The 12,590-nt window shown below is 67.4% G+C and carries 14 protein-coding genes; 12 read left to right on the top strand and 2 right to left on the bottom strand.

Annotated elements, in window-relative coordinates; genetic code table 11:
* Positions 1 to 13: 13 nt before the first annotated feature.
* Together ACV22Z_RS24185 and ACV22Z_RS24190 are read right to left on the bottom strand one after the other, a co-directional pair.
* Entirely contained in the window at positions 14 to 799 is a 786-nt protein-coding gene (locus tag ACV22Z_RS24185) for a GntR family transcriptional regulator (RefSeq protein WP_448078804.1), read from the bottom strand.
* A complete protein-coding gene (locus tag ACV22Z_RS24190) occupies positions 799 to 2,490 on the bottom strand; it encodes a sigma 54-interacting transcriptional regulator (protein ID WP_448078805.1) in 1,692 nt (563 codons plus the stop codon). Before ACV22Z_RS24190 ends, ACV22Z_RS24185 begins: the two co-directional genes overlap by 1 nt.
* Positions 2,491 to 2,806: 316 nt before the next feature.
* Between ACV22Z_RS24190 and ACV22Z_RS24195 the strand changes: the two genes are divergently transcribed.
* The 12 genes from ACV22Z_RS24195 to ACV22Z_RS24250 all read left to right on the top strand — a co-directional run bounded on the left by ACV22Z_RS24195 (position 2,807) and on the right by ACV22Z_RS24250 (position 12,576).
* The gene (locus ACV22Z_RS24195; protein ID WP_448078806.1) at positions 2,807 to 3,034 is read left to right on the top strand and encodes a phenol hydroxylase subunit; all 228 of its coding nucleotides are present in this window, start codon (positions 2,807 to 2,809) and stop codon (positions 3,032 to 3,034) included.
* A 1-nt stretch (position 3,035) separates the two neighbouring features.
* Positions 3,036 to 4,031, top strand: a complete 996-nt coding sequence (locus ACV22Z_RS24200; protein WP_448078807.1) for a phenol hydroxylase — start codon at positions 3,036 to 3,038, stop codon at positions 4,029 to 4,031.
* Between the two features lie 39 nt (positions 4,032 to 4,070).
* A complete protein-coding gene (locus ACV22Z_RS24205) occupies positions 4,071 to 4,340 on the top strand; it encodes an MmoB/DmpM family protein (protein WP_448078808.1) in 270 nt (89 codons plus the stop codon).
* A 39-nt stretch (positions 4,341 to 4,379) separates the two neighbouring features.
* Complete coding sequence (locus tag ACV22Z_RS24210) at positions 4,380 to 5,930, top strand: aromatic/alkene/methane monooxygenase hydroxylase/oxygenase subunit alpha (protein WP_448078809.1); 1,551 nt, start codon at positions 4,380 to 4,382, stop codon at positions 5,928 to 5,930.
* Positions 5,931 to 5,946: 16 nt separating this feature from the next.
* The gene (locus ACV22Z_RS24215) at positions 5,947 to 6,303 is read left to right on the top strand and encodes a phenol hydroxylase subunit P4 (protein WP_448078810.1); all 357 of its coding nucleotides are present in this window, start codon (positions 5,947 to 5,949) and stop codon (positions 6,301 to 6,303) included.
* Positions 6,304 to 6,367: 64 nt separating this feature from the next.
* A complete protein-coding gene (locus tag ACV22Z_RS24220) occupies positions 6,368 to 7,432 on the top strand; it encodes a 2Fe-2S iron-sulfur cluster-binding protein (RefSeq protein ID WP_448078811.1) in 1,065 nt (354 codons plus the stop codon).
* Between the two features lies 1 nt (position 7,433).
* A complete protein-coding gene (locus ACV22Z_RS24225; RefSeq protein ID WP_448078812.1) occupies positions 7,434 to 7,790 on the top strand; it encodes a 2Fe-2S iron-sulfur cluster-binding protein in 357 nt (118 codons plus the stop codon).
* An 18-nt stretch (positions 7,791 to 7,808) separates the two neighbouring features.
* Positions 7,809 to 8,753: a catechol 2,3-dioxygenase gene (locus ACV22Z_RS24230; RefSeq protein ID WP_448078813.1), complete on the top strand. Its 945-nt coding sequence runs from the start codon at positions 7,809 to 7,811 to the stop codon at positions 8,751 to 8,753.
* Positions 8,754 to 8,773: 20 nt separating this feature from the next.
* Positions 8,774 to 9,223 carry a GlcG/HbpS family heme-binding protein gene (locus ACV22Z_RS24235; protein WP_448078814.1) on the top strand — a complete coding sequence of 150 codons (450 nt, stop codon included), beginning with the start codon at positions 8,774 to 8,776 and terminating at the stop codon, positions 9,221 to 9,223.
* Between the two features lie 69 nt (positions 9,224 to 9,292).
* Entirely contained in the window at positions 9,293 to 10,804 is a 1,512-nt protein-coding gene (locus ACV22Z_RS24240) for a 2-hydroxymuconic semialdehyde dehydrogenase (protein ID WP_448078815.1), read from the top strand.
* A gap of 27 nt (positions 10,805 to 10,831) precedes the next feature.
* A complete protein-coding gene (gene dmpE, locus ACV22Z_RS24245; RefSeq protein ID WP_448078816.1) occupies positions 10,832 to 11,614 on the top strand; it encodes a 2-oxopent-4-enoate hydratase in 783 nt (260 codons plus the stop codon).
* Between the two features lie 38 nt (positions 11,615 to 11,652).
* On the top strand, positions 11,653 to 12,576 hold the full coding sequence (locus tag ACV22Z_RS24250) for an acetaldehyde dehydrogenase (acetylating) (protein ID WP_448078817.1): 924 nt from the start codon (positions 11,653 to 11,655) through the stop codon (positions 12,574 to 12,576).
* The last annotated feature ends 14 nt before the right edge of the window (positions 12,577 to 12,590 follow it).

Here is a 12,590-nt window from a genome sequence, read left to right on the forward strand (position 1 = left end):
GCGGCCAGCCGCTTCATGCGAACGGCAACGTCCCCGGTGGCGCGTTCCTGACGACCGCCAGCGTCGTGCTGATGTGATCCTCGAGCGCGAGCGCCGCGCGCGCATCGGCGCGGCGCATCGCCGCGTCGAAGATGCACGTGTGTTCCGCATGCACGTCGCGCTTCGAATCGTCGAGGCCGATGCACACGCGCCGGTAGCGTTCGCTCTGTTGCGACAGCATGCGCAGCACCAGATAGGTCCACGGCGACGCGGCCGCCGAAATCAGCGCCTCGTGGAAGCGGCGATTGCACGCTTCCCATGCGGCGCGGTGCTCGATCGACACCGGTTGCTCCCACGCGGACAGCATCTCGAAGCTGTGCCGCACGCGCTGCTCCCATCCCGCATCGCCGTGCCGCACCGATTCGCGCAGCGCATCGACCTCGATATGCAGCCGCAGCCGCGTGATCGCCTCGAGGTCGGCGACCGACATCGGCGTGACGCGAAACCCGCGCTGGCCTTCGGCGACAACCAGCGCGTCGCTGACGAGCCGCGTGAGCGCCTCGCGCAGCGTGCCCGCGCCGACGCCATACACGTCCTTCAGGTGCTCGACGCGCAGCTTCGCGCCCGGCGGGTAGTGCCCTTCGATGATGTGCTGCCGGAGCTGGTGGTACGCATGCTCGCCGAGCGTGCGCGCGTGCGGGCCGGCCATGTCGTCGGCAACCGTGTCGGAAGGTGCGTCGGCAGGCATGTCGATGGACGCGGCCGGTGTGTCGTCAGGCAGCGCATTGCCTGGTGAATGGGCGGGCAGGATGGTGTTCATCAGGCATCCTCCTGATCCTGATTGCGGGTGAGGCGATAGCTGAGCTGCGCGCGCGTCAGGCCGAGCAGCCGCGCGGCGGCCGACAGGTTGCCGTTCGAGCGATCGACGGCCTCCTGCAGCAGCGCCCGTTCGAGCCCGTCGAGCCCGCCGCCACACCCCTGCAGCTGGTCGAGAATCGCCCGGCAGTCGATCTGCACGGTGGACGCAGGCCGGATCTGGCCGGCGCGATCGACGGTCGCGCCGCCCGGCAGGCCAAGCCCGGGAAACAGGTCCTTCGCGTCGACCGCGCGGTTCGGCCGCGCGAGGATCACCGCGCGCTCGATCAGGTTCTCGAGCTCGCGCACGTTGCCGGGCCACCGGTAGCCGCGCAGCGCGTCGTACGCGTAGTCGGTCAGCGTCGGCGCCGGTTTGCCGTGCAGCGACGCGAAGCGCTCGAGCATCGTGTCGGCGAGCAGCGGGATGTCGTCCTGGCGCTCGCGCAGCGGCGGGATCAGCACCGGGTAGACGTTGATCCGGTAATAGAGATCCGCGCGGAAGCTGCCGTCGCGCACCGCCTGCTCGAGATCGCGGTTGGTCGCGGCGACGATCCGCACGTCGACCTTGCGGCTCTCGGTGGCGCCGAGCCGCTCGACTTCGCCTTCCTGCAGCACGCGCAGCAGCTTCGCCTGCACGTCGAGCGGCAGCTCGCCGATCTCGTCGAGGAACAGCGTGCCGCCGTTCGCGCGCTCGAAGCGCCCGGCGCGCGCGGCCTGCGAACCCGTAAATGCGCCTTTCTCGGCGCCGAACAGCTCGGATTCGATCAGCGCGTGCGGAATCGCCGCGCAGTTGATCGCGACGAACGGCTTCGCGGCGCGCGGGCTCAGGTTGTGCAGCGCCCGCGCGAAGCGCTCCTTGCCGACGCCGGTTTCGCCCGTCAGCAGCACGGCGACCTTGGTCGGCGCGGCCGTTTCCAGCAGCGCATAGGCCGCCATGAACGCGTCGGACCGGCCGACGAGCTGCGTGCGGTCGGCGTCGGGCGCGATCTCGAGGCGCAGCGATTCGACCTCGGTCTGCAGATCGCGGATCGTGTTGATCAACGAGTCGGCCTTGAACCACGACGAGATCTCTTCCGCGTCCGGCCATTCGTCGGCAGGCTTGCCGACGATCGTGCAATGCGCGTCGTTCATGCCGACGCAGGTCGTTTCCTTGAACAGGATCGTGCGGCCGATGAACGCGCTCGTATAGCCGGTCGCATAGCCGATCAGCATCCAGCACACGGGTTCCGGCTGCGGGCCGAACGTGCGCCGGTGCACGTCGGCTTCCCACGAATGTTCCCAGCGGTATTCGCAATAGAACGCGCCGGTTTCCGGATCGGCGTCGAAGCGCAGCGGCGTGACCTGCACCGCGCCTTCGAGCATATGGAGCTGCGGCCCGACATGGAACATGTCGAAGAACGATGCGTTCGCGCGGATCTCGCGCGCGAGCGCCGCATCGCGCTCGCCGGCCGCGAAGCCGACGCGCGTGAAGAAGCGGCGCGTCTGCGCGGGCCCGACGCTTTCCATCAGCTCCTGGCGCAGCGTCGCGAGCGCGCCCGCGTGGAGCAGCACCATCCGCTGTCCGGCGAGCCAGATGCGGCCGTCGCTGGCCGAAAAGTGAATCAGCCGCCGCAGGTCGGCGTCCGTCGGTAGCGGGGGCAGGCTGGGCCGCGTCATGTCTCCTCCGTCGAGATTTTTCGTGATTTCCAAATATGCGTGACCGCCGGTCGGACGCGTCCGAGGGTTTCACCATTTCATCAAAGCCGCTTCGCCGAGTTGATGAAATGATGAAAACGCCCGTCAGATCAACAGCTTGGCGCGAGATTCCGGCGGCGGTTTCCATTCTGGTTAACCGGTATTGTGCGCGGTATTGTGCGTGCCGATTTCGAATTATGTCTCAGGGCTTTCCCTGAATTATCGAGATTTTTCGAGAGCCAGGCCTGATGTGGCACGGTTGGTGCATTGAAGTACGGGCATGGAGGCGACACCGATCATGGACCCAATCACAAACGATCACCCCCCGCTCGACCCGGGCCGCAAGTGCGTCCGGGTGACCGGCACCAACGGGCGCGGATTCGTCGAATTCGAGCTGTCGGTCGGCGGCGCGCCTGACATGTTCGTCGAGCTGACGTTGCCCGCTGCCGCGTTCGATGCGTTCTGTGCGGAACAGCGCGTGACGCGGCTGGACGACGAAGCAAACCCAAGAACTCAAGGAGCATGAAGTGACCATCGAGCTGAAGACAGTCGACATCAAGCCGCTCCGGCACACCTTCGCGCACGTCGCGCAGCACATCGGCGGCGACAGGACGGCGACGCGGTACCAGGAAGGAATGATGGGCGCGCAGCCCCAGGCGAACTTCCATTACCGGCCGACCTGGGACCCCGATCACGAGATCTTCGACGCGTCGCGCACGGCGATCCGGTTGGCGAGCTGGTATGCGCTGAAGGATCCGCGCCAGTTCTACTACGCGTCGTGGGTGACGGCCCGCGCGCGCCAGCAGGACACGATGGAATCGAACTTCGAGTTCGTCGAGTCGCGCCGGATGATCGGCCTGATGCCGGACGACGTCGCGCGCCACGCGCTCGACGTGCTGGTGCCGCTGCGCCACGCCGCGTGGGGCGCAAACATGAACAATGCGCAGATCTGCGCGCTCGGCTACGGCACCGCGTTCACCGCGCCGGCGATGTTTCATGCGATGGACAACCTCGGCGTCGCGCAATACCTGACGCGTCTCGCGCTCGCGATGGCCGAGCCCGACGTGCTCGACGCGGCGAAGGCCGCGTGGCTCGCCGACGCCGCCTGGCAGCCGCTGCGCCGCTATATCGAGGACACGCTGGTCGTCGCCGATCCGGTCGAGCTGTTCGTCGCGCAGAACCTCGCGCTCGACGGCCTGCTGTATCCGCTCGTCTACGACCGCTTCGTCGACGAACGGATCGCGCTGGCAGGCGGCTCGGCCGTCGCGATGCTGACCGCGTTCATGCCCGAATGGCACGCGGAGTCGAACCGCTGGATCGACGCGGTCGCGAAGACGATGGCCGCCGAATCGGACGACAACCGCGCGCTGCTCGCACGCTGGACGCGCGACTGGTCGGCGCGGGCGAACGACGCGCTCGCGCCGGTTGCGGAACGCGCGCTGCAGGACGCCGGGCGCGCGGCGCTCGACGAAGTGCGCGAGCAGTTCCACGCACGCGTCGCGAAGCTCGGCATCGCGCTCTGACCCGACGCCGGACGATCATCTCTCACTGAGGAAACACGCATGTCCAATGTATTCATCGCCTTTCAGGCCAATGAGGAGTCCAGACCGATCGTCGAGGCGATCGTCGCGGACAACCCGCGCGCAGTCGTCGTCGAATCGCCCGGCATGGTCAAGATCGATGCGCCGGACCAACTGACGATCCGTCGCGAAACGATCGAGGAACTGACCGGCGCGCGCTTCGACCTGCAGCAGCTTCAGGTGAACCTGATCACGCTGTCCGGCCACATCGACGAAGACGACGACCAGTTCACGCTGAGCTGGGCGCACTGAACGCCGCGCAACGCGCACCCGACAATACCGGAGACACGAATGGACACGCCAACGCTCAAGAAAAAGCTCGGCCTGAAGGACCGCTACGCGGCGATGACGCGCGGCCTCGGCTGGGAGACGACCTACCAGCCGATGGACAAGGTCTTCCCGTACGACCGCTACGAGGGCATCAAGATCCACGACTGGGACAAGTGGGTCGACCCGTTCCGCCTGACGATGGACGCGTACTGGAAATACCAGGGCGAAAAGGAAAAGAAGCTGTACGCGGTGATCGACGCGTTCACGCAGAACAACGCGTTCCTCGGCGTGACCGACGCGCGCTACATCAACGCGCTGAAGCTGTTCGTCCAGGGCGTGACGCCGCTCGAATACCTCGCGCACCGCGGCTTCGCGCACGTGGGCCGTCACTTCACCGGCGAAGGCGCACGCGTCGCGTGCCAGATGCAGTCGATCGACGAGTTGCGGCACTACCAGACCGAAACGCACGCGATGTCGACGTACAACAAGTTCTTCAACGGGTTTCATCACTCGAACCACTGGTTCGATCGCGTGTGGTACCTGTCGGTGCCGAAGTCGTTCTTCGAGGATGCGTATTCGTCGGGGCCGTTCGAGTTTCTGACCGCGGTGAGCTTCTCGTTCGAATACGTGCTGACGAACCTGCTGTTCGTGCCGTTCATGTCGGGCGCCGCGTACAACGGCGACATGTCGACCGTCACGTTCGGTTTCTCCGCGCAGTCGGACGAGTCGCGCCACATGACGCTCGGCATCGAGTGCATCAAGTTCCTGCTCGAGCAGGACCCCGGCAACGTGCCGATCGTGCAGCGCTGGATCGACAAGTGGTTCTGGCGCGGCTACCGGCTGCTGACGCTCGTCGCGATGATGATGGACTACATGCAGCCGAAGCGCGTGATGAGCTGGCGCGAATCGTGGGAAATGTACGCGGAGCAGAACGGCGGCGCGCTGTTCAGGGATCTCGCGCGCTACGGGATTCGCGAGCCGAAGGGCTGGCAGGACGCATGCGAAGGCAAGGACCACATCAGCCACCAGGCGTGGTCGACGTTCTACGGCTTCAACGCGGCGTCGGCGTTCCATACGTGGGTGCCGACCGAAGACGAGATGGCGTGGCTCGCCGCGAAGTATCCGGACTCGTTCGACCGTTACTACCGGCCGCGCTTCGAGCACTGGGGCGAGCAGGCAAAGGCCGGCAACCGCTTCTACATGAAGACGCTGCCGATGCTGTGCCAGACCTGCCAGATCCCGATGCTGTTCACCGAGCCCGGCAACCCGCGAAAGATCGGCGCGCGCGAATCGACGTACCTCGGCGACAAGTTCCACTTCTGCAGCGACCACTGCAAGGAGATCTTCGATCACGAGCCGCAGAAGTACGTGCAGGCGTGGCTGCCGGTGCACCAGATCTACCAGGGCAACTGCTTCCCGCCCGATACGGATCCGACTGCCGATGGTTTCGACCCGCTCGCCGCGGTGCTCGACTACTACGAGGTGGGCATGGGCCGCGACAACCTCGATTTCGAAGGCTCGGAAGACCAGAAGAACTTCGCGGCATGGCGTGGCCAGGCCACGAGCAACTGACCCGCAGGAGACAACCATGGCGATCGTTGCGCTCAAACCCTACGACTTCCCGGTGAAGGACACGGTGGACAAGGTCCCCGCGCCGCTCCTTTACGTGTGCTGGGAAGACCACCTGATGTTCCCGGCGCCGTTCTGCCTGCCGCTGCCGCCCGACCTGCCGTTCGGCGCGCTCGCGAAGGACGTGCTGCCGCCCGTCTACGGCTACCACCCGGACTTCGCGAAGATCGACTGGGATCGCGTCGAGTGGTTCCGCTCCGGCGAGCCGTGGACGCCGGACGCGTCGAAGAGCCTGGCCGGCAACGGCCTCGGCCACAAGGACCTGATCAGTTTCCGCACGCCGGGCCTCGACGGCCTCGGCGGCGCGAGCTTCTGACCGTCACAGCACGAATGGCGGCCGCCTTCGCGCGGCCGGCATTCCGGAACATGGGCACATCATCATGAGCCACCAACTTACCATTGAGCCGCTGGGCGTCACGATCGAGGTCGAGGAAGGGCAGACGATGCTCGACGCGGCGCTGCGCCAGGGCATCTACATTCCGCACGCGTGCTGTCACGGCCTGTGCGGCACCTGCAAGGTCGCGGTGCTCGACGGCGAGACCGATGTCGGCGACGCGAACCCGTTCGCGCTGATGGATTTCGAGCGCGAGGAGGGCAAGGCGCTCGCGTGCTGCGCGACGCTGCAGGCCGACACCGTGATCGAGGCGGACGTCGACGAGGATCCCGATGCGGAGATCATCCCGGTCAAGGATTTCGCGGCCGACGTCACGCGCATCGAGCAACTCACGCCGACCATCAAGGTGATCCGCCTGAAGCTGTCGCAGCCGATGCATTTCCAGGCGGGCCAGTACGTGCAGTTCGAGATTCCCGGGCTCGGGCAGAGCCGCGCGTTCTCGATCGCGAACGCGCCGGCCGACGTCGCGGCCACCGGCGAGATCGAACTCAACGTGCGCCAGGTGCCGGGCGGGCTCGGCACGTGCTACTTGCACGAGCAGCTCGCGGTCGGCGACCGCGTGCGCCTGGCGGGTCCATACGGCCGCTTCTTCGTGCGCCGCTCGGCCGCGCTGCCGATGATCTTCATGGCCGGCGGCTCGGGGTTGTCGAGCCCGCGCTCGATGATCGTCGACCTGCTCGCGAGCGGCGTCACCGCGCCGATCACGCTGGTCTACGGCCAGCGCAATGCGAGCGAACTCTATTACCACGACGAATTCCGCGCGCTTGCCGAACGCCATCCGAACTTCACGTACGTGCCCGCGCTGTCCGACGGCGCGGCGGACTCGGGCGGCGCCATCGCGCAGGGCTTCGTGCACGACGTCGCGAAAGCGCATTTCGATGGCGACTTCTCCGGGCATCAGGCGTACCTGTGCGGACCGCCCGCGATGATCGACGCGTGCATCACCGCGCTGATGCAGGGGCGCCTGTTCGAGCGCGACATCTACCACGAGAAGTTCATCTCGGCCGCGGATGCGCAGCAGACCCGCAGCCCGCTGTTCCGCCGGGTGTGACATGGACGCGGGCAGCGCGAAGGCGATGGTGACGATCGTGCAGACCGACGAGCGCTATGCGTGCGCGGCCGGCGAATCGCTGCTCGCCGGAATGGCGAAGCTCGGCCGGCGCGGCATTCCGGTCGGCTGCCTGAACGGCGGCTGCGGCGTCTGCAAGGTGCGCGTGCTGCGCGGCACGGTGCGCAGGCTCGGGCCGGTCAGCCGCGCACATGTGAGCGCCGACGAGGAGGGAGACGGCTACACGCTCGCCTGCCGCGTGGCGGCGGACGGCGACGTCGAGCTGGAAGTGGCTGGCCGCCTGAAGAAGCCGTTCTTCTGCGGATCGGCTTGCGCGGCGGCAACGAATTTCAACAAGTGAATCTGGAGGAGACACATCATGGGTGTGATGCGTATTGGCCATGTCAACCTGAAGGTGATGGACATGGACGCGGCGCTGCGTCACTACATACGCGTGCTCGGGCTGCAGGAGACGATGCGCGACGCGGCCGGCAACGTGTACCTGAAGTGCTGGGACGAATGGGACAAGTATTCGCTGATCCTCAGCCCGTCCGATCAGGCGGGGCTCAAGCATGCCGCGTACAAGGTCGAGCACGATGACGATCTCGACACGCTGCAGCAGCGCATCGAAGCGTACGGGATCGCGACCGAGATGCTGCCGGAAGGCGCGCTGCCGTCGGTCGGCCGTCAGTTGCGCTTCCTGCTGCCGAGCGGGCATGAGCTGCGCCTGTACGCGCAGAAGGAGCAGGTCGGCACCGCGGTCGGCTCGCTGAACCCCGACCCGTGGCCCGACGACGTCCCGGGCTCGGCCGTGCACTGGCTCGACCATTGCCTGCTGATGTGCGAGCTGAACCCGGAGACGGGCGTAAACCGAGTCGAGGAGAACACGCGCTTCATGGCCGCGTGCCTCGATTTCCATCTGGCAGAGCAGGTGATGGTCGGCCCCGGCAATACGATCCAGGCCGCGACGTGGATGTTCCGCAGCACGACGCCGCACGACATCGCGTTCGTCGGCGGCCCGCGCAACGGGCTTCATCACATCGCGTTCTTCCTCGACGACTGGGCCGACGTGCTGAAGTCGGCCGACGTGATGGCGAAGAACAAGGTGAAGATCGACGTCGCGCCGACGCGGCACGGCATCACGCGCGGCACGACCATCTACTTCTTCGATCCGAGCGGCAACCGCAACGAGACGTTCGCGGGCCTCGGCTATCTCGCGCAGCCCGATCGTCCGGTCACGACGTGGACCGAGGACGAGCTCGGCCGCGCGATCTTCTTCCACTCCGGCGAGCTGAACGAAGCGTTCACGACCGTCTACACCTGATCGACAAGGAGCGAAGCGTCATGGCCCGGAACCCGACCATGCAGAGCGTCGACACGCGCGTGATCGACTGGCCCGCGGCGTCACGCGCCGCGCAAGCAGCGGCCGAGGCCGCCGAGCGCCTCGGCGTGCGCGTGAACGTCGCGATCGTCGACGCGGCCGGGCTGCTCGCCGCGTTCGTACGGATGCCCGGCGCGCCGCTGCATTCGATCGATATCGCGATCGACAAGGCGTACACGGCGGCGAGCTTCGGCTTGCCGACCGGCCGCTGGCACGACGCGCTCGCCGAACATTCGGCCGCCGTGCAGCAGGGGCTCGTATTGCGTGCGCGCTTCGTCGCGTTCGGCGGCGGCTTGCCGATCGTCGAGGACGGCCGGCTGATCGGCGGGATCGGCGTGTCGGGCGGCAGCGAGGCGCAGGACGAAAGCTGCGCGCGAGCGGGCCTCGATGCGGCCGGCTTCGCTGCGCCGTGACGGGCGGCGCACGGCGACGCGCGCCTTCTTTACGACTGAACTGAATCACGACTATCGGCAGACCTCAACATGTACGACACAGAAACGACCGCCGCGACTCGCGGCCCCGCCGGCGGGCAGCCGGACGTGCGGCTCGTCCGCCATTTCATCGACGGCGAATACCGCGCCGGCGAGCGCTGGTTCGACAAGCGCTCGCCGCTCGACAACGCGCTGATCGCGCGCGTCGCCGAAGCCGGCCGCGCCGACGTCGACGCGGCCGTGCACGCGGCGCGCGCCGCGCTGTCGGGCCCGTGGGGCGGCCTGACGGTCGCGCAGCGCGTCGACCTGCTTTACGCAGTGGCCGACGGCATCGAGCGCCGCTTCGACGATTTCCTCGAAGCGGAAGTGGCCGACACCGGCAAGCCGATGAGCCTCGCGCGCCATCTCGACATCCCGCGCGGCGCCGCGAACTTCAAGGTGTTCGCCGACGTCGTGAAGAACGTGCCCGGCGAAACCTTCGAGATGGCGACGCCGGACGGCGCGGGCGCGCTCAACTACGCGATCCGCCGGCCGGTCGGCGTCGTCGGCGTGGTGTGCCCGTGGAACCTGCCGCTGCTGCTGATGACGTGGAAGGTCGGGCCCGCGCTCGCGTGCGGCAACACGGTGGTCGTAAAGCCGTCGGAAGAGACGCCGCAAACGGCCGCGCTGCTCGGCGACGTGATGAACGCGGCCGGCGTGCCGCGCGGCGTCTACAACGTCGTGCACGGCTTTGGGCCCGGTTCGGCCGGCGAATTCCTGACGACGCACCCGGGCGTGAACGCGATCACGTTCACCGGCGAGACGCGCACCGGCGCGGCGATCATGAAGGCGGCCGCCGATGGCGCGCGGCCCGTCAGCCTCGAGATGGGCGGCAAGAACGCGGCGATCGTGTTCGCCGACTGCGATTTCGACGCGGCCGTCGAAGGCACGCTGCGCTCGTGCTTCGCGAATGCGGGGCAGGTGTGTCTCGGCACCGAGCGCGTGTACGTCGAGCGTCCGCTGTTCGAGCGCTTCGTCGCCGCGCTGAAGGCCGGCGCGGAGCGGCTGCAGCCGGGCCGCCCGGAAGCCGGCACGACCAGCATCGGGCCGCTGATCAGCCAGGAACATCGCAACAAGGTGCTGTCGTACTACCGCCAGGCGGCCGAACTCGGCGCGACCGTCGTGACCGGCGGCGGCGTGCCCGACATGCCGGCCGACCTGCGCGACGGCGCATGGGTGCAGCCGACGATCTGGACGGGCCTCGGCGACGATTCGCCGATCGCCCGCGAGGAGATCTTCGGGCCGTGCACGCTCGTGATGCCGTTCGACTCCGAAGCCGAGGTGATCGGCCGCGCGAACGCGAACGCGTATGGCCTCGCGACCGCGATCTGGACGAGCAACCTGTCGCGCGCGCATCGCGTCGCCGCGTCGATCGACGTCGGCCTCGCGTGGGTCAACTCGTGGTTCCTGCGCGACCTGCGCACGGCATTCGGCGGCGCGAAGCAATCGGGCATCGGCCGCGAAGGCGGCGTGCATTCGCTCGAGTTCTACACGGAACTCCGCAACGTCTGCATCAAGCTCTGACACCACGTTACTGACCGGATGACACATATGGACTCCACATTGATTACCACGCTCGGCGACAAGCTATACGACGCGATGACGTCGCGTACGCCTATTGCGCCGCTGACGTCGCAGCACGAGGACTTGTCGGTCGACGACGCGTACCGGATCCAGCAGCGTTTCGTGCAGCGCCGCCTGGACGCCGGGGAAACCGTGATCGGAAAGAAGATCGGCGTCACGTCGAAGGCCGTGATGGACATGCTCGGCGTGTACCAGCCCGACTTCGGCTACCTGCTGTCGGGCATGGTGTTCGGCGAAGGCGAGTGCATCCCGCTCGACACGCTGATCCAGCCGAAGGCGGAGGGCGAGATCGCATTCGTGCTGAAGCGCGACCTGATCGGCCCGGGTGTGACGAACGCGATGGTGCTTGCCGCGACCGAATGCGTGATGCCGTGCTTCGAGATCGTCGATTCGCGGATCCGCGACTGGAAGATCAAGATTGGCGACACCGTCGCGGACAACGCGTCGTGCGGCGTGTTCGTGCTCGGCGACAAGGCGGTGAGCACGCGCAGCGTCGATCTCGCGACCTGCGGGATGGTGCTCGAGAAGAACGGCGACGTGATCGGCACGGGCGCCGGCGCGGCCGCGCTCGGCTCGCCGGTCAACGCCGTCGCGTGGCTCGCCAATACGCTCGGCCGGCTCGGCATTCCGCTGAAGGCCGGCGAGGTGATCCTGTCCGGCGCGCTGGCCGCGATGGCGCCGGTCGGGCCCGGCGACAACTTCCGCGTGTCGATCGGCGGGATCGGCGCATGTTCGGTGCGGTTCGCGTGAGCGCCCCCATTCATTCACTGGCAGACAAGGACATCCCCATGACCCGGAAAATCCGTTGTGCGCTGATCGGCCCCGGCAATATCGGCACCGACCTGCTCGCCAAACTCATGCGCAGCCCCGTGCTCGAACCTGTCTGGATGGTCGGCATCGATCCCGATTCCGACGGCCTGAAGCGCGCGCGCGAACTCGGGCTGAAGACCACCGCGGACGGGGTCGACGGTCTCGTGCCGCATGTGCAGGCCGACAACGTGCAGATCGCGTTCGATGCGACGAGCGCATACGTTCATGCGGAGAACAGCCGCAAGCTCAACGCGCTCGGCGTGCTGATGATCGACCTGACGCCGGCCGCGATCGGCCCGTACTGCGTGCCGCCGGTCAACCTGCTTGACCACATCGGCAGCGGCGAGATGAACGTGAACATGGTCACCTGCGGCGGCCAGGCGACGATCCCGATGGTGCGCGCGATCTCGCGCGTGCAGCCGGTCGCGTACGGCGAGATCGTCGCGACCGTGTCGTCGCGCTCGGTCGGCCCCGGCACGCGCAAGAACATCGACGAGTTCACGCGCACCACGGCCGCGGCCGTCGCGCAGGTCGGCGGCGCGAAGCAAGGCAAGGCGATCATCGTGATCAACCCGGCCGAGCCGCCGCTGATCATGCGCGACACCGTGCACTGCCTGACCGAAGACGAGCCCGACCAGGCGCGCATCGTCGAATCGGTGCACGCGATGATCGCCGACGTGCAGCGCTACGTGCCCGGCTACCGGCTCGTCAACGGCCCGGTGTTCGACGGCCGCCGCGTGTCGGTGTACCTCGAGGTCGAAGGGCTCGGCGACTACCTGCCGAAATACGCGGGCAACCTCGACATCATGACGGCCGCCGCCGCGCGCACGGCCGAGATGTTCGCCGAGGAAATGCTGGCAGGCCGCCTCGTGCCGACGCCGGCCGCGCAGGCCGTGGCCTGACGCTGGCGCGCATA

It is taken from the genome of Burkholderia sp. PU8-34, assembly GCF_053427725.1.